20 protein-coding genes are annotated in these 23,660 nt (G+C 68.3%); 10 read left to right on the top strand and 10 right to left on the bottom strand.

Going from position 1 to position 23,660, the window contains the following annotated elements; genetic code table 11:
• Nucleotides 1–12: 12 nt before the first annotated feature.
• Nucleotides 13–3,345 carry a BTAD domain-containing putative transcriptional regulator gene (locus AB0F51_RS35875; protein ID WP_360287580.1) on the bottom strand — a complete coding sequence of 1,111 codons (3,333 nt, stop codon included), beginning with the start codon at nt 3,343–3,345 and terminating at the stop codon, nt 13–15.
• Between the two features lie 44 nt (nt 3,346–3,389).
• Here AB0F51_RS35875 and AB0F51_RS35870 point away from each other — a divergent pair, with 44 nt between their 5' ends.
• Together AB0F51_RS35870 and AB0F51_RS35865 are read left to right on the top strand one after the other, a co-directional pair.
• Complete coding sequence (locus AB0F51_RS35870; RefSeq protein ID WP_360287578.1) at nt 3,390–4,739, top strand: serine hydrolase domain-containing protein; 1,350 nt, start codon at nt 3,390–3,392, stop codon at nt 4,737–4,739.
• A gap of 249 nt (nt 4,740–4,988) precedes the next feature.
• On the top strand, nt 4,989–5,633 hold the full coding sequence (locus AB0F51_RS35865) for an NYN domain-containing protein (protein ID WP_360287576.1): 645 nt from the start codon (nt 4,989–4,991) through the stop codon (nt 5,631–5,633).
• 23 nt (nt 5,634–5,656) lie between these two features.
• On the opposite strand, the gene AB0F51_RS35860 is transcribed toward AB0F51_RS35865, so the two are convergent.
• The 7 genes from AB0F51_RS35860 to AB0F51_RS35830 all read right to left on the bottom strand — a co-directional run bounded on the left by AB0F51_RS35860 (nt 5,657) and on the right by AB0F51_RS35830 (nt 11,348).
• Nucleotides 5,657–6,088: a MarR family transcriptional regulator gene (locus AB0F51_RS35860; RefSeq protein ID WP_360287574.1), complete on the bottom strand. Its 432-nt coding sequence runs from the start codon at nt 6,086–6,088 to the stop codon at nt 5,657–5,659.
• Nucleotides 6,089–6,209: 121 nt separating this feature from the next.
• Complete coding sequence (locus tag AB0F51_RS35855) at nt 6,210–6,725, bottom strand: DinB family protein (protein ID WP_360287572.1); 516 nt, start codon at nt 6,723–6,725, stop codon at nt 6,210–6,212.
• Nucleotides 6,722–7,246, bottom strand: coding sequence for a DinB family protein (locus AB0F51_RS35850; protein WP_360287570.1), 525 nt, complete (start codon nt 7,244–7,246; stop codon nt 6,722–6,724). Before AB0F51_RS35850 ends, AB0F51_RS35855 begins: the two co-directional genes overlap by 4 nt.
• 157 nt (nt 7,247–7,403) lie before the next feature.
• A complete protein-coding gene (locus AB0F51_RS35845) occupies nt 7,404–7,796 on the bottom strand; it encodes a RidA family protein (RefSeq protein WP_360287568.1) in 393 nt (130 codons plus the stop codon).
• 29 nt (nt 7,797–7,825) lie between these two features.
• Nucleotides 7,826–9,358 (bottom strand): long-chain fatty acid--CoA ligase, encoded by a 1,533-nt coding sequence (locus AB0F51_RS35840; protein WP_360287566.1) that lies wholly within the window; start codon nt 9,356–9,358, stop codon nt 7,826–7,828.
• 69 nt (nt 9,359–9,427) lie between these two features.
• Nucleotides 9,428–10,543: a DUF5938 domain-containing protein gene (locus AB0F51_RS35835; protein ID WP_360287564.1), complete on the bottom strand. Its 1,116-nt coding sequence runs from the start codon at nt 10,541–10,543 to the stop codon at nt 9,428–9,430.
• A 1-nt stretch (nt 10,544) separates the two neighbouring features.
• On the bottom strand, nt 10,545–11,348 hold the full coding sequence (locus AB0F51_RS35830) for a glucose 1-dehydrogenase (protein WP_360287562.1): 804 nt from the start codon (nt 11,346–11,348) through the stop codon (nt 10,545–10,547).
• Nucleotides 11,349–11,538: 190 nt separating this feature from the next.
• On the opposite strand from AB0F51_RS35830, the gene AB0F51_RS35825 reads away from it, so the two are divergent.
• The gene (locus AB0F51_RS35825) at nt 11,539–12,159 is read left to right on the top strand and encodes a TetR/AcrR family transcriptional regulator (RefSeq protein WP_360287561.1); all 621 of its coding nucleotides are present in this window, start codon (nt 11,539–11,541) and stop codon (nt 12,157–12,159) included.
• A 7-nt stretch (nt 12,160–12,166) separates the two neighbouring features.
• Here the strand turns inward: AB0F51_RS35825 and paaK are convergent, their stop codons facing one another.
• Nucleotides 12,167–13,486, bottom strand: a complete 1,320-nt coding sequence (gene paaK / locus AB0F51_RS35820; RefSeq protein ID WP_360287559.1) for a phenylacetate--CoA ligase PaaK — start codon at nt 13,484–13,486, stop codon at nt 12,167–12,169.
• Between the two features lie 10 nt (nt 13,487–13,496).
• Nucleotides 13,497–14,702 carry a 3-oxoadipyl-CoA thiolase gene (pcaF, locus tag AB0F51_RS35815; RefSeq protein ID WP_360287557.1) on the bottom strand — a complete coding sequence of 402 codons (1,206 nt, stop codon included), beginning with the start codon at nt 14,700–14,702 and terminating at the stop codon, nt 13,497–13,499.
• 85 nt (nt 14,703–14,787) lie between these two features.
• Between pcaF and paaN the strand changes: the two genes are divergently transcribed.
• From paaN to AB0F51_RS35780, 7 genes are all read left to right on the top strand, one after another.
• Entirely contained in the window at nt 14,788–16,458 is a 1,671-nt protein-coding gene (paaN, locus tag AB0F51_RS35810) for a phenylacetic acid degradation protein PaaN (RefSeq protein WP_360287555.1), read from the top strand.
• Nucleotides 16,451–17,842, top strand: coding sequence for a serine hydrolase domain-containing protein (locus AB0F51_RS35805; RefSeq protein WP_360287553.1), 1,392 nt, complete (start codon nt 16,451–16,453; stop codon nt 17,840–17,842). Before paaN ends, AB0F51_RS35805 begins: the two co-directional genes overlap by 8 nt.
• A complete protein-coding gene (locus AB0F51_RS35800) occupies nt 17,839–18,357 on the top strand; it encodes a flavin reductase family protein (RefSeq protein WP_360287551.1) in 519 nt (172 codons plus the stop codon). The genes AB0F51_RS35805 and AB0F51_RS35800 overlap by 4 nt, the downstream gene beginning before the upstream one ends.
• 323 nt (nt 18,358–18,680) lie before the next feature.
• Entirely contained in the window at nt 18,681–19,958 is a 1,278-nt protein-coding gene (locus tag AB0F51_RS35795) for an ABC transporter substrate-binding protein (RefSeq protein WP_360287549.1), read from the top strand.
• A 55-nt stretch (nt 19,959–20,013) separates the two neighbouring features.
• Nucleotides 20,014–20,913, top strand: a complete 900-nt coding sequence (locus AB0F51_RS35790; RefSeq protein WP_360287547.1) for a sugar ABC transporter permease — start codon at nt 20,014–20,016, stop codon at nt 20,911–20,913.
• Nucleotides 20,910–21,818, top strand: a complete 909-nt coding sequence (locus tag AB0F51_RS35785; RefSeq protein WP_360287545.1) for a carbohydrate ABC transporter permease — start codon at nt 20,910–20,912, stop codon at nt 21,816–21,818. The genes AB0F51_RS35790 and AB0F51_RS35785 overlap by 4 nt, the downstream gene beginning before the upstream one ends.
• 186 nt (nt 21,819–22,004) lie before the next feature.
• On the top strand, nt 22,005–23,648 hold the full coding sequence (locus AB0F51_RS35780; protein ID WP_360287543.1) for a hypothetical protein: 1,644 nt from the start codon (nt 22,005–22,007) through the stop codon (nt 23,646–23,648).
• Nucleotides 23,649–23,660: the final 12 nt, after the last annotated feature.

Raw genomic sequence — 23,660 nt, 5'->3', positions numbered from 1 at the left:
TGCCGCCCGGCGCTAGCTTGGCTCGCCGAACAGGTGGATCGGTTCGTCGGCGGTCAGGTCGTAGCGTTTGCGGAGCTCGTCCATCGCGTCCTCCCGCGGCAACGCGGCGCCGGCGTCGTACGCAGCGTCGTAGCGATCGTCCCCGAGCTCCGCGCGCAACCGCTCGACGGTACGCCGTACGTCGGAATCCGCGATCGCCCTGATCCCGCGCAGAGCGGCGCTGATGCCGAGGGTCCGGGCGGCCAGGGCGGGATCGCCGGCCAGCAGCTCCACGTCGGCCGCGGCTTCGATGACGCCGGAGACCACCGGCATGTCCTCGGTGCGCAGCGAGAGGCCGATCGCCAGCTGGGCGTGTTCGCGCGCGTCCGCCAGCTCGCCGCGCGCGACGGCCACCCGGGCCAGTTGACCGAGCACGATCGCCTGCCCGTGGGGCGAGAGTCGTTCGGACGGCAGATCGAGCATCGCGTAGCTCCGGTCGGCCAGTTCCTTGGCCTCGTCCAAGCGACCCTGCCGCCGGGCGAGCACGCTGAACCCGGTCAATGCGATCGCCTGCCCGCCACGGCTTCCGTGTTCCTCGGACAGTTGCAGCGACCGGCGCAGATCGGACCGGGCGCCCTCGTAGTCGTCCAGCTCGGACCGGCTGAGCGCGCACTGAGCCAGGAGTTGCGCGACTCCCTCGGTGGTGCCGAGCTCGTCGATCAGCCGCAACGCCTCGGTGACCGAGGCCAGCGCGGCCCGATGGTCACCCTGGCCCATCTGGTTGCTGGACAGTCCGCGCAGCGCCAGCGAGGTACCCCAGCGATCGCCGAGGGTGCGGAACCCGTCGAGCGCGACGGCCAGATGGGCGGCCATCTGCTCCACCTCGCCGTCGTTCTCGAGGAACATCGCCGTCATCATCACGGCCATGTTCCGGGTCCAGGCGTCCTCGTGGTCGCGGGCCGCCTCGAGCTCGCGGAAGCAGGCTGCCTTGTCCCGGCGGATCATCGCCCAGACGGCGTTGGTGAACCGGCCGACTCCCGACTCGGCCACGACCGGGTACCGGCGGCTCAGCAGGCGCACCTCGGCCAGGCCACGGATCGCACCGTAGAACGAGGCCGACGGATCCTCACCGTTCGACAGCGTGCCGAGCGAGTACATCATCAGCGTCGACGCCCGCGCGACCGGATCGGTCGGCCCCGGTACGGCGAGCGCCGCCTCGAACCAGGTGACCGCCTCGGCCGGGCGGCCGCGCATGTTCCAGTACTCGCCGAGCACCGAGACGAGGTCCAGTGCGGACTGCGCGTCGCCGGCTTCGATCGCAGTACGGACGGCGTCCAGCAGGTTCTCGTTGTCCGTGTCGAACCGGGCGATCCACTGCAGTTGCTCGCCGGTGTGCAGCTTGGGGCGCGCCTGCCGCAGCAACCCGCTGAAGTACGCCGTGTGGGCCTCACGGACCCGGGCTGTCTCGCCGGACGCCGCGAGCTGCTCGGCGGCGTACGCCTTCACCGTCTCCAGCATCCGGTAGCGAACCGACCGGTCATCGGCACTCGCCTCGACAAGCGACTTGTCCACCAGAGAGGCCAGTACTCCGAGGACTGCCTCCTGCGGCAGACCTGGTCCGCTGCAGACCTGCTCGGCCGCTTCCAGAGTCGCGCCACCGGAGAACAGCGACAGCCGCCGCGCTACTGCCTGCTCCTCGGCGGTGAGCAGCTCCCAACTCCATTCCACGACCGCCCGCAAGGTCTGGTGCCGGGGAAGAGCGGTCCGCGATCCGCTGGTCAGCAAGCGGAACCGGTCGCTGAGTCGCTCGGCGATCTGCGGCGGGTTGAGGGCGCGCAGTCTGGCGGCGGCGAGCTCGATCGCCAGGGGCATCCCGTCCAGCCGGCGGCAGATCTCGGCGATCGACTCCCGGTTCTGATCGGTGATGGCGAAGTCGGGCCGGACCGCGCGACCGCGATCGACGAACAGCTGGATCGACGGATAGCTGTCGTCGGGACTGCCGACCGGCGGCAGGCCGAGCGGTCCGACCGGGTGCAGGTGTTCGCCCGGGATGCTCAATGGCTCGCGGCTGGTGGTCAGCACCCGTAGCCGTGGGCAGGCCGCAAGCAGCGAGTCGACCAGGTTGGCGACCTCCTGGACCAGGTGCTCGCAGTTGTCGAGCACGAGCAGCACCCGGCGATCCGAGATCACCTCGACGAGTCGCTGAGTCGCCGCCCGGCTGGTCGGGAAGTTCTTCGGGGCGAGACCGGACTGCAGGCTGTCGACGTACTCGCTGGCGCCGAGCGTGGTCAGGATCGTCGGCGCCACCTCGGCCGCGTCGGCCAGTGGGGCTAGCTCGACGAACCAGACTCCGTCGCCGGAGTGCTCGGCCAGCGACCGGCCGGTCTCGGTGGCCAGCCGGGTCTTGCCCGCACCGCCAGGACCGACCATCGTGACGAGTCGCGTGCCGTCGCCGATCAGGCAGGCCAGCTCGGCGACATCGTCCGCGCGCCCGACGAAGCTGGTCATGGAGGCTCGCAGGTTGTTCCGCGGCGGAGCCACCGGAGCAGCCGGTACTACGGGGGTCGTGGCGACCGGGTCGATCGCCTCTCCGCGCAGTACGGCCACCTGGAGCTCGCGGAGTCTCGCGCCCGGATCCGCGCCGAGCTCGTCGGCCAGGGTCGCCCGGACCCGCTCGTACGCCGCTAGTGCCTCCGCTTGGCGACCGTCGGCGTACAGGGCTCTGATCAAGAGTTCGTGGACGCGTTCGCGGAGTGGGTGAGTGGCGCTGAGGCGCTCGAGCTCCGGCGTCACCTCGCGGGCGTTGCCGCTGGCGATGGCCGCTTCGGCCAGGTCTTCCGAGGCGCCGAGCCTCAGCTCCTCGAGACGATCGGCCTCGAGCGAGGTGAACGGCAGATCGCGCAGGTCGGCCAGCGCATCACCCCGCCAGAGTCGCTCGGCCTGGGTGAGCAGCGCCTTGGCTTGGCCCGGGTCGGTGCTCAGCAGTTCGCGGCCGCGGCGTACCAGCGCCTCGAACTGCAGGGCGTCGACGGACTCCGGTGAGATGGTCAGTGTGTAACCGGCCGGACCCGACTGGACCGAGATGCTCGACTCGGTCGCGGGCAGGCCGGCGCGCAGTCGCGAGACGAGCGACTGCAGGGCGTTCGCGCTGGGCGCCTCGGTACCCCAGAGGCCGTCGACCAAGGTGTCGACGCCGACCGGGCGGCCCGCGCTCAGCGCCAGCCTGGCGAGCAGGCCGCGCAGCCGGACCCCGCGGACGTCCAGCGGAGATCCGTCGGCCGCCCACATCGCGAGAGGACCGAGCACCGCTATGCGCACCTCACCAGCCTCCCACACCGACCCGGCCGGACCCCTGTGGTTTGTCACTTCGCCAGCTCCCCACGGTCCGGTCGATGGCTTACTGTCGTCCGGTGACCGAGATCTCCGCTCAGACCCAGTCCGCCCTCAGCCGGATCGTCGTCGAACGCCAGGCCAAGGGCCGCGTCCCCGGACTCGTCGGAGCCGTCGCCCGTGACGGCGCGCTGGCCTGGTCCGAAGGCGTCGGTTCGGCCGACCTGGAGCAGCCGGGCGTCGCGCCGACCGCCGATACGCAGTACCTGATCGCCTCGCACAGCAAGACCTTTACCGCCGTCGCGGTGATGGCGTTGCGCGACGAGGGCAAGCTCAGCCTCGACGACCACCTGGACACCCTGCTGCCCGAGACCAAGCACGGTGGGATCACCGTGCGGCAGATGCTCAGCCACATCAGCGGCATGCAGCGCGAACCGGTCGGTGATGTCTGGGACAAGATGACGTTCCCGAGCCGCGACGAGCTGCTGTCGGGCTGGAACGAGGCCGAACGGGTCGGCAAGCCGCACCACAAGTTCCACTACTCGAACCTGGTCTACTCGCTGCTCGGTGAGGTGGTCGAGCGGATCGAGGGGCGCAGTTGGTACGACTCGATCAACGCGCGCATCCTGCAGCCGCTGGAGATGAACCGGACGACGGTCGGGATGGACGGCGGGCCGTCGGCACAGGGGTACTACGTGCCGCCGTTCTCCGACGTACCGGTCAAGGAGCCGCTGCTCGACATCGGCGCGATGAACGCCTGCGGCGGGCTGGCCAGTACCGCGGCCGACCTGGCCAAGTGGGCCATGTTCATCGCGAACCCGGTGGACGAGGTGCTCGCCAAGGACACCGTCGAGGAGATGTGCCAGCCGCAGGTGATGGGTGACGAGCGCTGGCAGTTCGGTTTCGGGCTTGGCTTCATGCTGCTCCGGCTCGGCGACCGGGTCGTGGTCGGCCACACCGGAGGCATGCCCGGCCACATCACCGGCACCTTCGTGCACCGCGCATCCGGTACGGCGGGAATCGCGCTGATGAACACCACCTCGGCCCCCGACCCGGCCGCCCTCGCGACCGACCTGCTGCTCAAGGTCCTCACCGACGAGCCGATGCCGCCGACCGCCTGGACACCCGGCACCACGGTCCCGGAGGAGCTGACCGGCGTACTGGGGACGTGGTTCTCCGAGGGCTCGCCGTACGTCTTCTCCGTCCGCGAAGGCGCCCTGCAGGCAGTTGCCCCCGGCGCCCCCGACTGGAAGCCGCCGTCGGTCTTCGAGAAGGTCACCGACGACGTCTACCGCACCATCTCCGGCCGCGAAACCGGCGAACTCCTCCGCATCACCCGAGACACCACCGGCACCCCCGTCACCCTGCACTGGGCCACCTACCTCTGCACCCGCCAACCCCTAGCCTTCGGCGAATGGCTCCAACTTTGACCCAGGGGTAGCTCGCTGGCTACGTTTGAGGACAACCGTCGATCGCCTCCGGGCGATCGAGCGCGAGGCCCCACTCCGGTGGGGCTTCTCCCTTTTTCGGCTGTCGGGAGATGAGGCGGCAGAGCCGCCCAAACCGGTACGCACAAAAAAACGACCCCCAGAAGGGGGTCGTTGTAGCCGGGCGTACCGGCATTCGGCCTTCAGAATAACACGTCGCGTACGCCATGTTCCGAACAGGAGAGCAAGGGCGTGGGCACCGTCGCCGCTTATATCGATGGCTTCAACCTGTACTACAGCATGAAGAACAAGTACGGCCGGAAGTACCTCTGGCTCGACCTCGTGAAGCTCACAGGCCACCTCCGGCCGGAGGACCAGGTGGTGCAGGTCCGCTACTTCACGACCATCGTGCGGGGCGAGCCAGAGGCGGCTGCCAACCAGATCCACTACGTCGACGCACTCCGTGCCCACTCCGGTGATGTGCTCGACATACAGATCGGCTGGTTCAAACGGCGAACGCTCTCACCTTGCAAGCTCTGCGGTAAGCATTGGCAGTGCGAGTGTCCTCGGCGGCCACGATCCTTCGAGGAGAAGGAGACAGACGTCGCTCTGGCCGTCTCGATGGTCGAGGACGCGGCGGTGGGGATCGCCGATCTGACCCTCCTCGTGAGCGCGGACTCCGACTTCGCGCCGGCGGTGGCCGCCGTCAAGCGGATCCGGCCGACGCATCCGGTGATTCTCGCGCTGCCGTCGGGTAGCTTGCAGCCCCACAAACGGTTCGTCGACGTCGGATTCTTCACCATCAACGAGACTGCACTGCGGCAGTCGCAACTGCCTGAGCAGGTCTATGACCCGGTCGGCCGGAAGCTCCGGCGGCGTCCGGAGAAGTGGGGTTGACCGAATCGGCCGGGCCTCGGTGGTTAGGGGTTGGCTAGGTGGGTGAGGGTTTTTTGGAGGTGGGGGATGGAGACGGGGGCGAAGAAGGCTTCGTCGACGGCTTGTACTGCGGTGATGGCCTGGCGGGTCAGGCGGGTGCCGGTCTTGGTGGGTTTGATGGTTTTGGCGCGGGCGTCGGTGGGGGACGGGTCGCGGGTCAGCAGGCCTTTGGACTCCAGGGTTTTGAGGACCTGCGACGTCATCTTGATGTCGGTGCCGGCCTCGTGGGCCAAGTCCTGCTGGTTGGGGGTGAGGCCCTGGGCGGTGAGCCACCCCGCGCAGGCGAGCAGGACGAACTGGACGTGGGTGAGGTCGAGCGGGGCCAGCGCGGCCGTGACGGCGCGTTGCCAGTCGTGGGTGACTCGCCAGAGCAGGAAGCCGGGGCTGTCGGCCGGGCTGCCGGGACGGCGGGTCATCGGGCCATCTCCGCGAAGCTGATTTCAGGCGCCATGGTCGCTCCCGGGTGCTTAGTCCACGCAAAGATTGTCTCTGCGCAGACTAAGCGCCGCAAGTCCGGGCCGCGTCCAGCGGACGGGGCTAGCGGGGTGGCGGCTCCCGGGTGCCGTCGAGGAGTTCGCGGATGATGTCGAGATGGCCCAGGTGGCGGGCCGTCTCCTCGATCATGTGACACAGGATGTACCGCGTCGAGGCGGCGCCGTCCGCGCGGACGACCGCCTTCTCCACGTCGTCCATCGAGACGCCGGCGACGATCTCGTTCGAGCGGGCGCACTCGGCGTCGTACTCGTCCAGAAGGTCGGCCAGCAGACGGTCGTCGACGAACATCTCGGCGTCGACATGACCGTCCTCGGTCCACGGCGTCTGGCCCTCGTCCGGAGTACCGAGCAGGTTCAGGTGGAACCACGAGTACTCCACCCAGCGCAGATGGGCCACCAAGCCCGCCACCGTCATCAGCGGCGAGCCCGGCAACACCTTGCGATGGGCGTCGGCCTCACTCAGGCCTTCGCATTTCCTACGGACCAGTGACCGCTGCAGGTCGAGCCAGCCGACCAAACTGGTTCGTTCGTCGGCTTGAAGCAGCGCCTTGGGCCTCACGGGGTCTGCAGCCGGTCGTAGCTGGTCGCGCCGTCGATCAGTTCGCGGATGATGTCGAGGTGGCCGACGTGCCGCGCGGTCTCCTCGATCATGTGACACAGGATGTACCGCAGCGAGGCCGGCTCGCCCTCGACACCCTTCTCGAGCGCGTCGAGCGGAAGGCCGGCGATGGTCGCGTTCGAGCGGGCGCACTCGGCGTCGTACTCGTCGAGCAGCTGGGCCAGCGGCACGTCGTCCACGAACATCTCGGCGTCCGGATGACCACCCTCGGTCCAGGGCGTCTGGCCGGTGTCCGGTACGCCGGCCAGGCTGAGCTGGAACCAGGCGTACTCGTTCCAGCGCAGATGCGCCACCAGTGCGGCCATCGACATCAGTGGCGAGGTGGGCAGCAGTTTGCGATGCGCGTCGGCCTCGTCGAGACCTTCGCACTTCATCCGGACGAACGACCTCTGCAGGTCGAGCCAGCCGGTGAGTTGGGTCCGCTCGTCAGAGGTCAGCGGCGGACGGGATACCACGGTCATTGCAGCTCCTGAGGTGAAACCAGGCCACCTGTCTCAGCCGCGGGCGCGACAGGCAGGCAGCACGACGGGCGAAAACATCGCGCTCACCCCCTCTCGTGTCACCCAGACCCTAGCGCCCACCGCCGCCGCCCCTCCACCTATTAACCCGGCGAGTCGGTCACCCGACCGCAATCACCTCGAGCTCGACCAGCCAGTCCTCGGCCAGTGTCTGCGCGACGATCGCGGTGGTCGGCACCGCCCGGCCGCCGAGCGCCTTGATCCGGGCGGTCGCATTCGCCTCCGCGTACGCCGGATCGCGCAGGTAGCTGGTGATCCGGACGATGTTGTCCACGGTCATCTCGGCGGAGGCGAGGATGCGGGCCAGGTTCGACCAGATCAGCTCCAGCTGCTCGTCCAGCGAGCCGCCCGGCGTACCGGTCTGGTCGAGTCCCATGGTGCCGGCGACGAACAGCATGCGTTCGGCACCGCGCACCTCGAGGGCGTGGATGTAGTCGTCGGTCGCGGGGTAGACACCGTCACGGGGATTGCGGGGAATGGCTTGCATAGCCATCGATCATCCGGTCCCGCAGGGTCGCCGGCCTACTGGTTTACCAGGCGTGCCTTGATCTCGTTCTTGAGGACTTTGCCGACCTTGGAGCGGGGGAGGTCGGGCCAGACGATCACCTGTTTGGGGGCCTTGACGCTGCCGAGTTTGCTTTTCACGTAGTTGCGGACCTCCGACTCGGTCACCGTCAGCCCGGGATGGAGTTGCAGGACCGCGGTGACCCGCTCGCCCCACTTCTCGTCGGGAAGGCCGATGACCGCGCAGTCGCGGATCGCCGGATACGTCATCAGCGCCTGCTCGACCTCCGCCGAGTACACGTTGAATCCACCCGTGATGATCATGTCTTTCGCCCGATCCACTATGTAGAGGTAGTTGTCGTCGTCCAGGAATCCGATGTCACCGGTGTGGTGCCACCCGTACTGCGAAGCTGCCGCGGTCGCCTCCGCGTCGCGGTAGTAACCGGCCATCACCAGCGAGCCCCGGACGACGATCTCGCCGCGTTCCCCGGCCCCCAGCAGCCGCCCGTCGTCGGCCATGATCGCCACCTGGGTCAGCGGCGACGGCCGTCCCGCGGAAGCGAACCGCTCGACCGCAGGCGTTCCATCGGGGTGGAAGTGATCGGCCGGCGCCATCGTGGAGATCATCATCGGCGCCTCGCTCTGACCGAACAGCTGCGCCATCACCGGCCCGATCCGGGTCAGCGCCTCCTCCAGCCGGGCCGCGGACATCGGCGCGGCGCCGTACCAGAAGCACTGCAGCGAGCCGAGCTCCGTACCGTCCAGCTCGGGGTGCGCGAGCAGCATGTAGATCAGCGTCGGTGGCAGGAACGTGTGCGTGACCTGATGTCGCTCGACCAGGCGCAGGAACTCGTCCAGATCCGGCGCCGGCATGATCACGATCTCGCCGCCGAGCGTGAGGACGGGAAAGCACAACACCCCGGCCGCATGGGTCAGCGGCGCCAGCGCGAGATACACCGGCCGTCCGGCGAACGGGTAGCTCATCAAGGTGATCGCCGACATCGTCTCGAGATTCCGCTCGGTCAGCATCACCCCTTTCGGCCGCCCGGTGGTGCCGCCGGTCCCGACCAGCATCGCGGTGTCGTCCAGCGGCTCCAGCGACCACGGCTCCGCCGGTACGCCGTCCAGCCACTCCGCCAGACTCATTGCGCCAGGCAACGACTCTTCGAGGCAGATCAACGTGGTCAGCTTCGGCAGGTCGTCAAGGATCCGCTCGACCAGCGGCAGGAACGCCCGTTGGAAGATCAGTGCGGTGCAGTCGAAGGCGTTCAGCAGCTCGCAGTTCTCGGCTGCCTCGTTGCGCGGGTTGATCGGGCACCAGATCGCGCCGGCCCGGGCGATCCCGAAGACACAGGCGAACGCGATCGGGTTGTTGGCCGACAGGATCGCCACCTTGTCGCCGGGCAGCACCGCCGACCGGTGCAGGGCGCGGCCGACCTGCCACGACAGTTGCTGCACCTCGGCGTAGCTGAGCGACGTACCGGTCATCGTCAGGCAGGGCGCGCCCGCGCCGAGCGAGGCGCCCTTGTCGAGATAGTCGTACAACCTCACGAGAACTCCAGGTGGTACAGGTGCGGGGATGTCTTGGGGGTGACTGGGGAGGCACCCCCGCACCTGGTCTCAGTGGTGAACGGTCACCACGGGCTCGAGGACCAGCCCGAAGCTCCGCAGTACGCCGAGCAGCTCGCGGTGGCCGAAGGCCTGGCAGGCCGAGGCGAGCCCCGCGCGCTTCGGCGGCTGCTGCAGGAGCGAGTACGCGGCGTACGCCTGCAGTACGCCGGTCTGCTTGTAGTTGCTGTTGCCATGGATCACGCAGTGCGCGCGGCCGAGCGGTCCGGAGGCGTGCACCGAGTCGAGTGAGGTGTTGATCCGTGGGTTCTCGCGCGGCGGCATGCTGGCCTGGACCGAGGCGGCGACCTCGGCGAGGGCGGCGTCCTGCTGCTCGATCGGCAGCGTCTTGATCTGCGACTCGACCATCTTCACGGCCTCGACCACGCCCTGCATGACGGTCCGGTCGAAGACGCCACCGGCGACCTTGACGTTGGCCACCCGCGGGTCGTTCTTGAACCAGACCGGATGGCTCGTGCCACCCCAAGGCAACGCGAGTGCCGAAGCATGCTGGCCGGGCACGTTCACCTCGAAGGTGGTGAGCGGGTCCCACTTCACCAGCTCGTTCTGCTCCAGGTAGTGCCAGTCCGCCTTGAGGATGGTGAAGATGGTCTGGGTCGACGCGTAGGTCGGGAACCCCTTCCACAGCACCAGGATGTCGAGGGTGTCGAGGCCAGGGGTCTCCAGGCAGATGTTCGCGGCGATCTCACCGGTCGTGTACATCTGCGCGACCCCCGGCGCGAGGAGAAGTCCTTCGGCGGTGAACTTGTCACCCCACCCGTTCTGCGCGTCCAGCAGCCAGTCCTGTTCACCAGTGGTGTCCAGGTAGTGACAACCGGCCGCCAGACTCGCCTCGACCACCTCAGGCCCGTACTTCACGAACGGGCCGACCATGTTGCTGACCACCTTCGCGCCCCGGAAGAGGTCGGTCAGCGCACTCACCTCGTGCTCGACCTCGACCACCTCGTGGTCGACGGTGTCGATGCCGGGGACCCGGTCGAGCACTTCCTGGATCCGCTTCTTGTCGCGGCCGGCCGCGATGAACGGGACGTTGAACTCACGCAGGTACTCGCAGACGAGCCGGCCGGTGTACCCGGAGGCGCCGTACACGACGACGGGTTTGGTCATCTCACATCCCCATTCCGCCGTCGACCGGCAGGCCCGCGCCGGTGATGAACTTGGCCGCGTCCGAGGCCAGGAAGACCACCGCGTCGGCCATGTCGCCGACCTCACCGAGACGGCCGAGTGGAGTCAGTCCGATGACGTCACCAACTGCAGCTTCCGCCGACGGCCACAGGCCCAACGTGACCATGTCGGCCGCGAGCTTCATCCCCATCTCGGTCGGGACGAGACCCGGGTAGACACAGTTCACCCGTACGCCGTACCCGAGCTTGCCGGACTCCATTGCCGCGACTCGGGTGAGCCGGTCGACGGCGGACTTCGTGGCGGAGTACCCGGCGATGCCGGGGAACGGGATGGTCGCCGCGACGCTGGAGATGTTGACCACCGAGCCACCAGTCCCGGCGGGTCCCTCCGGCCGCATCGCCCGGAACGCGTGTTTCAAGCCCAGGGCGGTGCCGAGCACGTTGACGTCCAGCATCGTGCGGACGTCGTTCGGATCCAGGTCGACCACCAGGCCGGACAGTTCGACGCCGGCGTTGTTCACCAGGATGTCCAGCCCACCGAGCTCGCCGATGGTGGCGGTGATCGCCGCCTCCCAGCTCGCGTCGTCGGTCACGTCCAGCGGGACGAAGGCGGCGCTGGCGCCGGTCTGCTTCAGCGCGTCGGCGGTCTCCCGGCCGAGGTCCTCGTTGATGTCGGCGATCACGACCGCGGCGCCGGCCTTCGCCAGCGCCTCGGCCATTCCGGCTCCGAGGCCGCGCGCGGCTCCGGTCACCAGAGCTTTCCTTCCGGTCAGGTCGTACCCGCTCATGAACTCTCCCCTTCGGCCGCGCAGCTGGACCTCTGCTGATGACCACTCGGTCTCCGGTGAGGTGCGGTGACCGGGTGGTGATGCACAGCGTTGCCATTTTCTTGACAGTCGTCAAGAGTTTCTTGGACAACTGTCAAGAAAATCCGGATTCCGGGGTAAACTCGGGGCAACAGACCCCAGGAGGCAGAGCGTGACCGAGGTGACGGACCGGATCTCACGCCGCCAGGTGGACAAATTCGCTGAGCGTCGCGCCCAGTTGGCCACCTCGGCCCTGCGCACCCTGTCCGAGCTCGGCTACGCCCGCACCAGCCTGCGCGAGATCGCCCAGAACTCCGACTTCTCGCACGGCGTCCTGCACTACTACTTCCGCGACAAGGTCGAGCTGATCACGTACTGCGTGAAGCTCTACAAGGCCGAGTGCGTGACCCGCTACGACCAGATCGTCGCGACGGCCCGGTCAGCCGACCAGTTGCGCACGGACTTCGCCGAGGCGCTGGCCGTCACCTGTGCGGAAGACGGCTCGATGCACCGGCTGTGGTACGACCTGCGCAACCAGGCGCTGTTCGAGGAGTCGTTCCGCGAGGACGTCCTGGAGATCGACCAGACGCTCGAACTCATGATCTGGCGCATCGTCAGCACGTACGCCGAGCTGAGCGGAAGCCCGATCACGGTCTCCGCCTCAACCGCCTACGCCCTGTTCGACGGCCTCTTCCAGCAAGCCCTCCTCCGCCACCTGTCCGGACAACCCGACGCCCTGCAGGATCTCCGCGAAGGCGTCGACCGCATCCTCCCCAAACTGCTCGTCCCCTAATCGCGGCTCAGCGCCGGCGGTCGTCGCGGATGCGTTTCGCCTTGCCCAGTGAGCGTTCGAGCGCGTGGGGTGGGAGGACCTCTACCGCTGCCGTCACGCCTACCCGCTCCTTGAGCCGGCCGGCCAGCAGTGTGCCCGCCGAGGCATAGGAAGAGGTCGGGAGATCGGGTGCGGCTTCGACCTGGACCGTCAGCTCGTCGAGGCGGTTCGGGCGGGTGAGGATGCAGAGGTAGTGCGGGGTGAGGCCCTCGACCAGGAGGAGTTGTTCCTCGATCTGGGTCGGGAAGACGTTCACGCCGCGCACGATCATCATGTCGTCGGTGCGACCGGTGATCTTCTCCATCCGGCGCATCGCGGGCCGCGCCGTCCCGGGGAGCAGGCGGGTCAGGTCGCGGGTGCGATAGCGCAGTACCGGGAAGGCTTGTTTGGTGAGGGTGGTGAAGACGAGCTCGCCCTCCTCGCCGTCGGGGAGCACCTCGCCGGTGACCGGATCGATGATTTCCGGGTAGAAGTGGTCCTCCCAGATATGCAGGCCGTCCTTGGTCTCGACGCATTCCTGCGCGACGCCCGGCCCCATCACCTCGGACAGGCCGTAGATGTCGACGGCATGCACACCGGTCTTGCTCTCCATCTCGGTGCGCATCTGCTCGGTCCACGGCTCCGCGCCGAAGATGCCGATCCGCAGCGAGGTCTCGCGGGGGTCGATGCCTCGGGCAACCATCTCGTCGACGATGGACAGGAAGTACGACGGTGTCACCATGATGATCCGCGCCCCGAAGTCGCGGATCAGGTCGACCTGCCGCCCGGTCATCCCACCGGAGACCGGTACGACGGTGCAGCCGAGCCGCTCGACTCCGTAGTGCGCACCCAGCCCGCCGGTGAAAAGCCCATAGCCGTAAGCGATGTGGCACACGTCGCCGGCCCGGCCGCCGGCGGCGCGGATCGACCGGGCGACCAGGTCGGCCCAGTTGTCGAGATCGCGGCGGGTGTACCCGACGACGGTCGGGCGGCCCGTCGTACCGGAGGAGGCGTGCACGCGGACGACTTCTTCCCGGGGCACCGCGAACATCCCGAACGGGTAGTTGTCCCGCAGATCCTGCTTGCCCGTGAACGGCAACCGGCCGAGATCGGCCAGCTCGTGCAGATCGCCGGGCTTGAACCCCACGCTGTCCAGCGCCGCGCGATAGTGCGGAACATTCTCGTACGCCGCCCGCACGGTCGCCTGCAGCCCGGCCAGCTGCCGCGCCTTGAGCTCGTCGGCGGACAGCCGCTCGCCGTCGTCCAGCAGTTCGGGCGGACAGGCGTCGCCGAGAAATCGCTCAGTCATAAGAGGAGCTTCAGGGGCGGGCCAGCAGCGTGGCAATCCCCTGGCCGACTCCGATGCACATGGTGGCCAGCGCGTACTCCGCGTCGCGATGGCGAAGCTCGAGGGCGGCGGTGAGGGCGAGACGCGCGCCGGACATGCCCAACGGGTGACCGAGAGCGATGGCGCCGCCGTTCGGGTTCACGTGCTCGGCGTCGTCGGAAAGATCGAGCTGTCGCAGTACGGCGAGGGACTGCGCGGCGAAGGCCTCGTTGAGTTCGATCACGCCGACATCGGACAACGCGACCCCTGCCCGGACGAGCACCTTGCGGGTCGCCGGGACCGGGCCGACGCCCATGATCCGCGGCGGAACACCGGCTGCTGCGGTCCCGACGATCCGGGCCAGCGGCGTGACGCCGAGTCGCTCGACCGCTTCGCCACTCATCACCAGCAGTGCCGCCGCGCCGTCGTTGACACCCGACGCGTTGCCCGCCGTGACTGTGCCCGGGTCGCGGAATGGAGTCTTCAGACCGGCCAGGGCTTCCAGTGACGTCTCGCGCGGGTGTTCGTCGGTGTCGACCACCGTCACCACGCCACGCTTGCCGGGCACCTCGACCGGGACGATCTCCTCGGCCAGCCGTCCGTTCGCGATGGCCTTGGCGGCGCGCTGCTGGCTGCGCAGCGCGAACAGGTCCTGGTCCTCCCGCGAGATGTTGAACTCGGCGGCGACGTTCTCCGCGGTCTCCGGCATCGAGTCGATCCCGTACTGCCGCTTGAGCACCGGATTGACGAACCGCCAGCCGATCGTGGTGTCGAAGATCTCCGCCTGGCGGGCGAAAGCCGTTGTTGCCTTGGGCATCACGAAAGGTGCCCTCGACATCGACTCGACGCCACCGGCCAGCACGATGTCGTTGTCACCGGCAAGGATCGACCGGGCCGCCGCGGCGACCGCGTCCAGTCCGGACCCGCAGAGCCGGTTGATCGTCGAACCCGGCACGCTGTCCGGCAGCCCGGCCAGCAGCAGCGCCATCCGGGCCACGTTGCGGTTGTCCTCGCCGGCCTGGTTCGCACAGCCGAGGTACACGTCGTCGACAGTGCCCGGGTCGAGCGAGGGGTGCCGGGCGAGCAGGGCGGAGAGGGCGTGGGCCGCGAGGTCGTCCGGCCGGACCGCGGCGAGCGCGCCGCCGTACCGTCCGATCGGTGTGCGGATACCGTCCACCAGATAGACCGCGCGGTCCATGACTCCTCCTTGCTGCGGGACACCTGAGCAGAGAGTGTTGTGACACTCTATCCCCGATCTGTTCTTGGACTGTAACATCGGGGTCATGACTACTGACTGGCTTGCCGCCCATCGCGACCGGCTGGACGGCGCGCTGGCCGCCATCCGCAGCCGTGGCTACTTCTCCGCCTTCCCGGAGTCGCCGAGCCCCCGGGTGTACGGCGAAACGGCGGCCGAGGACGGTAAGGCGGCCTTCGAGGCGCACCGCGGGACGGCGTACCCGCTGGAGACGCCGGGGGCGCACGGGACGGTCAGTTCGGAGGAGTCGCCGTACGGTGTCCAGCTGGACGTGCAGTACCCGCACATGACGGAGAGCGGGCTGGACGAGCTGCTGGAGGCTGCGCGGAAGGGACTTTCCGGATGGCGGAAGGCCGGGGTCGACACCCGGACCGGCGTCACACTGGAGATCCTCGACCGGCTGCACAAGCGCGTCTTCGAGCTGGCCAACGCGGTGCAGCACACCAGCGGTCAGGCGTTCGTGATGGCGTTCCAGGCCGGTGGCGCGCACGCCCTGGACCGGGCGCTGGAGGCGATCGCGTACTCGTACGAGGAGATGGGCCGCTACCCGGCCACCGCGGTCTGGGAGAAGCCGGCCAAGGGCGACCCGATCCGGATGGAGAAGAACTTCACCGTCACCGGTCGCGGCGTCGCGCTGGTGATCGGCTGCAACACCTTCCCGACCTGGAACTCCTGGCCCGGCCTGTTCGCGTCGCTGGTCACCGGCAACGCGGTCGTCGTCAAGCCGCACCCGCTGGCTGTGCTGCCGCTCGCGATCACCGTCGACGTCTGCCGCGAGGTGCTCGCCGAGGCCGGCTACGACCCGAACCTGGTCACCCTGGCCGCCGAGCACCCCGGTGACGGCCTGGCCAAGCCGCTCGCGCTGCGCCCCGAGGTGAAGATCATCGACTTCACCGGCGGCAGCGAGTTCGGCGAGTGGCTGGAGCAGAACGCGACCCAGGCCGAGGTGTTCACCGAGAAGGCCGGCGTCAACGCGGTCATCATCGACTCGACCGACTCCTTCAAGGCGCTGTGCAACAACCTCGCCTTCACGCTGTCGCTGTACTCCGGCCAGATGTGCACCACGACCCAGAACCTCTTCGTCCCCGCCGACGGCATCGAGACCGACGAGGGGCACAAGTCCTTCGACGAGGTCGGCGCCGGCCTGGCCAACTCGATCAGCAAGCTGCTCGGCGACGACGCCCGCGCGGTCGAACTGCTCGGCGGCATCGTCAACCAGGCCGTGGTCAACCGGCTCGAGCTCGCCCCGGAGTACGGCGACGTCGTCCTGGAGTCCCGCGCGATCAAGCACCCGGCGTACGAGGACGCGGTGGTCCGGACGCCGTTGCTGGTCGCCATCGACGCGAAGAATGAGGATGTCTACGGCCGCGAGTGCTTCGGCCCGGTGTCCTTCCTGGTCCGCACGAGCGGGACCGCGGAGTCGATCGAACTGTTCCGGCGGACGGTCCGCGACGGTGGCGCGATGACGGCCGGCGTGTACTCGACCGACGAGGCCGTGCTGGAGGAAACGCGGGATGCGGCGCTCGACGTCGGCGTGGCCCTCTCGGAGAACCTGACCGGTCAGGTGTTCGTCAATCAATCGGCTGCTTTCAGCGATTTCCACGGCACCGGAGCGAACCCGGCCGCTAACGCGACGTACACGGACGGTGCTTACGTTGCGAGTCGCTTCCGCGTCATTCAGTCTAGGCGTCATGTCTGACGCCCTGGATTCCGAGAACCTGCACGAAGTACTCGCGTACTACGACCGCTGGCTGGCGTTCAATCAGCGCTACCGGCGAATTCCCGGAGTCCAAGCGGCTGCCTTCGCCGGCGATGGCGTCGCGTTCTCGGCGGCGTACGGGCTGGCCGACGTCGAGCAGGGCGTCGCGCTGACCGAGCAGCACCTGTTCCGGATCGCGTCGCACTCGAAGACGTTCACCGCCACCGCCCTGCTGCAACTGGCCGAGCAGGGCAAGGCGCGGCTGGACGACAAGGTCGCGATGCACGTCACCGAGATCGTCGGTACGCCGCTGGGCGAGCGGACCATCCGGGACCTGCTCAGCCACGCCGGTGGGGTGAGCCGCGACAGCGACGAAGGCGACTTCTGGCAGCTCGGCAAGGCCTTCCCGGATCGCGACGAGCTGCTCCGGGTGATCAAGCAGCCCGGTACCGACGTGCTCGCGGACAACGACCGGTTCAAGTACTCCAACATCGGCTTCGGTCTGCTCGGCCTGGTGATCGAAGCGGTCACCGGTACGTCGTACAACGCCTTCGTGCAGACCGCGATCGTGGACAAGCTCGGCCTGACCGGACTCGGCCCGGAGCTGGACCCGAACCGGGCCGGCGAGTACGCGGCCGGCTACAGCTCCCTCGCGTACGCCGACCAGCGGGTGCCGATCGACCACATCGACACCGGCGCGCTCGCGTCGGCGACCGGCTTCTTCGGTACCGCGCGCGACGTGGTGAGCTACTGGTCGGCGCACCTGCCCGGCGACGACCGGCTGCTGACCGATGCGTCCAAGCGGCAGATGCAGCACGCGTGGTGGAAGACGGCGGAGGACGACGGGTCGAAGTACGGGCTCGGTCTGATGGTGTCGAAGCTCGGCGAGCGGGAGCTGTTCGGGCACAGCGGCGGCTATCCGGGGCACATCACGATGTCGCTGGTCGACGCCGAGCGCCGGCTGGCGGTGACGGTGCTGACCAACGCGATCGACGGGCCCGCGCGGCAGCTGGCCGAAGCCGCGTTCAAGCTGGCCGACCTGGCCGAGTCCAAGCCGCGGCAGGATGCGACTGGGCTAAGCCGCTTCACCGGCCGCTATGCGAACCTGTGGGGCGTCATGGATGTGGTTCTGCTCGGCGGCCGCCTCTACGTGATCGACCCGACCGCCGACGACCCTGCTGCCGACCCGACGACCGTCGAGGTGGACGGCGACGACCTCCGCGTCACCGGTGGCTCTGGCTATGGCGCCATTGGTGAGGCTTATCGCTTCGTCTTCGGATCGGACGGAGAGGTCGAGTCGGTGCGTGGGTCGGTAGGCCTGTCCCGCCCGATCGACGGCTTCACGCTGCCCGGTCGAGTGCGGGTGAGTACCGTTCAAGCATGACCATCCACGGCGACCATCCGTTTCTGCCGCCAGAGTCCGAGCGCAGCCCGGTACGGCGGTTGCGCGGGCGGTTGCCGTCGCCGGTCGGGTTGTGGACGACGCAGTACGAGGGAAAGCGGGCCGGGCTGACTGTCTCGTCGATGCTGGTGGCGGATGGTGAGCCCGGGTACGTGATCGGCCTGATCGACCCGGACTCGGACCTGTGGGAAATGTTGCGCAAGGCAAGGGTCGCCGTGGTCAGCCTGCTCGGCGGCCCGCACCAGCAACTCGCCGACGCCTTCGGGTACGTCGCCCCGGCCCCCGGCGGCCCGTTCCGCATGCTCGACTGGACCGACACCGAGTGGGGCCCGGCCCCCGTCGGCGTCACCACCTGGGCCGGCTGCCGTCTCGTCTCCACCGACCCACCCGAGGTCGGCTGGTCCCTCCAGGTCCAACTCGAACTGGCCCACGTAGAACTCCTCCCCGACGAGCTCCCACCCTTGATCCACCGCCGCGGCCGCTACACAGCTCTCTGAGCGCTGCTGCCGTTTGACTTCGTTGTCATTGGTCATTCCGGGTGACCGAAGTTGAGCGGAAGGTGTTGGCCGGTTGTGCCCGGAACGGGTCGGAAGGGCTGCTATGTTGCCTGGGCCGGACCCGTCCAGGGAGTTCGCGAGCTTCCTCAGCAGGCCCGTCGGGCGCAGCATGTGTGCGCTCTCAAACCCGGTGTGCGCAGGTGATCACGTCTGCGCAACGCGCCTGCGCGGAGCGTTGACACCCGACCGGCGCCGTGCCCAGAGTGGGCCCGTCAAGGGGGCATTCGTTGTCACAGCTCACGAGCTGATCGGAGAGTGAAAAGATGCGTGGTGGATGGAGCAAGACCCTCGCGGCCGTGGGTGCCGTGGGTCTTCTCGCGGTCAGTGCCTGCGGGAACAGCGATGACTCCGGTGGCGGGGGCGAAACCGCGACCAAGGACGTGACCGTCTTCACCTGGTGGGCAGACGGTGGCGAGAAGGCCGGCCTCGACGGCCTGGTCTCGACGTTCAAGAACGAGTGCAAGGACTTCAACTTCGTCAACTCCGCCGTCGCCGGTGGCGCGGGCTCGAACGCCAAGCAGGTGCTGGCCAACGACCTGCAGGCCAAGAAGCCGCCGTCGACGTTCCAGGCGCACGCCGGCGCCGAGCTGGGCGACTACATCAAGAACGCCCAGGTCGACGACGTCAGCGACCTCTACAAGGAGTTCGGCCTGGACAAGGCTTTCCCGCAGAGCCTGCTGGAGAACCTGACCGTCGACGGCAAGATCTACTCGGTCCCGGTCAACGTGCACCGCGCCAACGTCGTCTGGGCCAGCCCCGCCGTACTGAAGAAGGCGAACATCGACGCCACCAAGGCACCCGCCTCGGTCGACGCCTGGATCGCCGACATGGAGAAGCTGAAGGCGGCCGGAGTGAAGGCCCCGCTGGCCACCTCCAAGGGCTTCGCCGAAGAGATGGTGATGGAGGTCGTCCTGCTGGCCGAGCTCGGCCCGGAGAAGTTCACCGGACTGTGGAACGGCAAGACCGACATGGCCGGCGCCGACGTCACCGCCGCGCTGGAGAAGTTCAAGAAGTTGCTCTCGTTCAGCAACGCCGACCGCGAGGCGATCGACTGGCCGGACGCGCTGCAGTACGTGAACAAGGGCCAGGCGGCGTACACGCTGATGGGTGACTGGGTCGCCGCGCAGCAGCTGTCCGACAAGGTGCCGGACACCGCCTACACCTACTGGCCGTCGCCCGGAACGGCCGGAACCTTCCAGTTCCTGGCCGACTCGTTCACGCTGCCGACCGGTGGCCAGAACCCCGAAGGCGCGAAGTGCTGGCTGAAGGTCTCCGGCAGCGCCGAGGGCCAGAAGGCGTTCAACACCAAGAAGGGCTCGATCCCGGCCCGTTCGGACGCGGTCGCGGCGGACTACCCGAAGTACCAGCAGACCGCGATGGCGGACTGGAAGTCCAACAAGATCGTGCCGTCCTGCGCCCACGGCGCGGCCTGCACGCTCGGCCAGAACGACAGCATCCTGTCGGCGATGGGTCAGTTCAGCAGCGGTCTGGACGTCCCCACGCTGCAGAAGGCGCTGGTCGCCGCCGCGAAGCCGAGCTGACGGCCCGGTGCCGTCCGAACCGAACCTGACTGATCTCGACCGGGAGTCCTGAGTCATGCACGGAAGAATCCGCACCTGGGGGCCAGGAGCGCTGGTGCTGCTGCCCACGGTGCTGTTGCTCGGGTACTTCGTCTACGGGTTGATCGCGTGGACCTTCAACACCTCGTTGACGGACAAGCACAGTGCCCGCCCGGTCCCGACGAACCATGTCGGGTTCGAGAACTACGTCAACCTGTTCGGTGAGGACCGGTTCCTCAACTCGCTGAAGAACCTCGGCGTGCTCACGGTGGCGTTCATCGTGGGCACGCTGATCTTCGGCATGCTGTGGGCGCTGCTGCTGGAGAAGGGGGTCACCGGCGAAGGGATCTTCCGGTCGGTGTTCCTGTTCCCGATGGCGGTCTCGATGATCGCGTCCGGCGTCGTCTGGGGCTGGTTGCTGAACCCCTCGCAGGGCGACGACGCGCGCGGCCTGAACCGGCTGTTCGACATCGTCGGCCTGAACTTCCTGGAAAACGCCTGGTGGACCGCGGGAAACCGGTGGACGACGATGGCGTCCATCGCGCTGCCCGCGGTCTGGCAGCTGTCCGGCTACATCATGGCGCTGTTCCTGGCCGGCTTCCGGGGCATCCCGGGTGAGCTGCGCGAGGCGGCCCGGGTGGACGGCGCGAGTGAGTTCAAGCTCTACCGGCACGTGCTGTTCCCGCAGTTGTCGCCGATCGCGCTGTCGGCGCTGATCATCCTCGGCCACATGTCGCTGAAGCTGTTCGACCTGATCTACGCGATCACCGGGCCGAACCAGTTCCGGACCGAGGTGCCGTCGGTCTACATGTGGAACACCTTGCTGCGCAGTGACATGGCCAAGGCGGCAGCGATCGCGATTGTGCTGCTCGCCGTCGTCGCCGTACTCGTCATTCCCTACGTCGCCTACACCGTCCGGCAGGAGAACGAAGAATGACCGTCGTCGACGAGGCGACCGCCGCCACCGGCAAGGCAGCCGCGGCGATCAGCCAGAAGCCACGCCGCAGTACGATCGCCGACGGCTCGACCCGGAAGAGCCGGACCGTTCGCTACATCCTGCTGCTGTTGTTCCTGCTGTTCATCCTGACGCCGGTGTACGTCGTGGTCATCACCAGCTTCAAGACCTCCGCCGACACCACGGCCGCCGAGCAGTGGTCGCTGCCGGAGACCTGGACGCTGGAGCCGTGGCGCAAGGCCTGGGACGTCCTGCAGCCGTACATGGTCCGCTCACTGTCCCTGGCGGTACCGGCGGCGATCATCGCCTCGCTGATCGGCTCGGCCAACGGCTTCGTGCTGGCCCGCTGGCGCTTTCCCGGCGCGAACCTGGTGTTCGCGTTCATCCTGTTCGGCATGTTCATCCCGTACCAGGCCGTGATGCTGCCGCTGCGGCAGACCTACCAGGACCTGGACGTCACCCGGGGCATCCCGACGCTGCTGATCACCCACGTCATCTACGGCATCCCGATCTGCACGCTGATCTTCCGCAACTACTACGCCACCGTCATCCCGACCGAGATCATCGAGTCGGCCCGGGTGGACGGCGCCGGCCTGATCCAGACCTACCTGCGGATCATCCTGCCGGTGTCGATCTCCGGGTTCGTGGTCACGCTGATCTGGCAGTTCACCTCGGTCTGGAACGACTTCCTGTTCGCGCTGTTCCTGACCCAGCAGAACAACGGCCCGGTCACCCTCGGGCTCGCGGCGCTGGCGGGCGGCCAGAAGGTCGACTACGCGGCGAGCATGGCCGGTGCGCTGATCACGTCGTTCCCGACCCTGATCGTCTACATCCTGCTCGGCCGCTGGTTCATCGGCGGCCTGATGGCCGGCGCCCTGAAGGGCTGATCCTGTACTTCGATCCGGGGGACCCGTACTGCGGGCCCGCGTGATTGCCTGCGGCCCGTGGCACCCGGTACGGCGTACTCGATCCACGGACCGTAGGCGTCTGGTGACGGCGTGTCGAGGGTGGTTGTCCACAGGACGCGCGCACCGTCCTGCGGCACAGGGCCGGTCGGCGGTAATCTCGCCAGAGTGACCAAGTCACGAGGCAGGGACGGACGCGGCAGCCACTTACGGCTGGTCGGCTCGAGTCCTGGCCCGACCCCAGGGCAGCAGCCGGCGGGTGTCGTGGGGACGGACCTCGACACCACGCCGAGCGTCGCCGTGCTGGACACCTTGCAGGAGACGTTGCTGCTCGACCTGGCGGCGGCCCCACCGGCACTGCATCCGGTCATCGCCGAGGCGTCCGTCGCCCGATCGGCCGCGCTGCTCGCCGACCAGCTCTGGCCGGCCGGGCAGCCCGACGAGATCGGCGAGGTCGAGCGGTTCTTCTGGGCCGATGCGGCCCGCGTGCTGGGGGAGCGGCGTGACCCGGATTCCTTTGTCCTGTTGACGAGTCTGGCCCGCACGGTCGGCCCGGCCGGGCGGCTGCCGCTGCAACGCGCGCACTTGTCGCGCGGGCGGACGCAGTACGACGTACCGGACTGGGTGGCGCGGATCGCAAGTTTCCGGCTGACCAGCGCGATCGTTTCGGAGGACGTCACCGGCGACGGGCTGAGCGTGGTGCTCGACTACGACGACGAGCAGCATCCGCACACGGTGGTCGTGTTCGTGGACAACAACCTGGGCGCGATCGCGAAGGACGTGTTCGTCGGGCCGCCGGTGGACCGGGTGGTCGAGGCGTACCAGCGCGGTGGGCGGGTCACTGTCCGGACGGTGCGGCCCGCGACGGCGGCGGGGATCATCCTGCAGGCGTTGGGGCAGACGCACGATCACGACGACCCGCCGGTGACCGAGGACTTCGAGTTCTTCTCCGGACTGCTGGTGAACCGGCTGACGCAACTGCCCGAGCGGCCGGTGCGACCGCCGGTGCGGGCTCAGCTGTCCGGGCGGCAGCGCGACCAACTGGTGGAGGAGTTCCTCGCCTCGCCCTTTGCCGTCGGGTTGCCGGACGACGCGTCGGACATTGCGCGGTTGTGGATCGACCACGCGGTGGACCGGACAGTCGGCGGCCCGCTGCGGGTGAGCGCAGTACTGGTGGAGCTTTTCCTGTCGCACTGGCTGCCACGCAAGGTGCTTGCCGATAGCACCTATTTCGCCGGGGTGCCGGTGGTGATCAAGGCCTGGCTGGCGTTCGCGGGCGAGCGGACCGCACTCGAGCTGGACGCGATCGAGGAAGCGGTCGATGCCGTCGACGTGTGGAAGCCCGCCCTGGAAGCGGCAGCTTTGTCCGAGCCGATCGGCGCGAAGTCGGGCGAACGCGTCTTCCTCGACGACACCAGCGACGATTTGGAAGAGGCGTACCGGACGCTGGCCGGCCTGGGTTCACCCCCACGCCCCGACCTCCGCGGCCTGGACAAGTCCCAAGCAGCCACCCTGTCCGTCCTAGCCCCCCACGCCTGGCTGCTGGCCGGCGAAACCCTCGGCACCGGCTACGCCGCCGAAGCCTTCGACATCGCCGACCGCCTGGTCCGCGACGCCCCCGACCTCCTCACCAAGGCCCGCCTCTCCACCTGGCCCCGAGCCATAGTCTGGCTCCTAGCCCACCGCCACCGCCTAGTAGGCCCCGGCGAACCCCTAACCCCCCAATCCCTGGCCGCCGAACTCTCCTCCTCCCCACCCACCCTCAGAAAAACCACCAAACTCCTCACCGACACCCTCATCCTGCCTCGGTAGGAGCCGTCGAGG

The organism is Kribbella sp. NPDC023855, assembly GCF_040639475.1.
In the GTDB taxonomy this organism is placed as follows: Bacteria; Actinomycetota; Actinomycetes; order Propionibacteriales; family Kribbellaceae; genus Kribbella.
This window is presented reverse-complemented; position numbering and strand designations above follow the sequence as displayed.

Bases quoted from the DNA above. Each gene is read 5' to 3' on its own strand.
- paaK (WP_360287559.1), bottom strand. From the start codon at position 13,486: ATGACTGAGCGATTTCTCGGCGACGCCTGTCCGCCCGAACTGCTGGAC.
- AB0F51_RS35795 (WP_360287549.1), top strand. From the start codon at position 18,681: ATGCGTGGTGGATGGAGCAAGACCCTCGCGGCCGTGGGTGCCGTGGGT.
- AB0F51_RS35830 (WP_360287562.1), bottom strand. From the start codon at position 11,348: ATGAGCGGGTACGACCTGACCGGAAGGAAAGCTCTGGTGACCGGAGCC.
- AB0F51_RS35860 (WP_360287574.1), bottom strand. From the start codon at position 6,088: ATGACCCGCCGTCCCGGCAGCCCGGCCGACAGCCCCGGCTTCCTGCTC.
- paaN (WP_360287555.1), top strand. From the start codon at position 14,788: ATGACTACTGACTGGCTTGCCGCCCATCGCGACCGGCTGGACGGCGCG.
- AB0F51_RS35790 (WP_360287547.1), top strand. From the start codon at position 20,014: ATGCACGGAAGAATCCGCACCTGGGGGCCAGGAGCGCTGGTGCTGCTG.
- AB0F51_RS35800 (WP_360287551.1), top strand. From the start codon at position 17,839: ATGACCATCCACGGCGACCATCCGTTTCTGCCGCCAGAGTCCGAGCGC.
- AB0F51_RS35785 (WP_360287545.1), top strand. From the start codon at position 20,910: ATGACCGTCGTCGACGAGGCGACCGCCGCCACCGGCAAGGCAGCCGCG.
- AB0F51_RS35850 (WP_360287570.1), bottom strand. From the start codon at position 7,246: ATGACCGTGGTATCCCGTCCGCCGCTGACCTCTGACGAGCGGACCCAA.
- AB0F51_RS35845 (WP_360287568.1), bottom strand. From the start codon at position 7,796: ATGGCTATGCAAGCCATTCCCCGCAATCCCCGTGACGGTGTCTACCCC.
- pcaF (WP_360287557.1), bottom strand. From the start codon at position 14,702: ATGGACCGCGCGGTCTATCTGGTGGACGGTATCCGCACACCGATCGGA.
- AB0F51_RS35805 (WP_360287553.1), top strand. From the start codon at position 16,451: ATGTCTGACGCCCTGGATTCCGAGAACCTGCACGAAGTACTCGCGTAC.
- AB0F51_RS35835 (WP_360287564.1), bottom strand. From the start codon at position 10,543: ATGACCAAACCCGTCGTCGTGTACGGCGCCTCCGGGTACACCGGCCGG.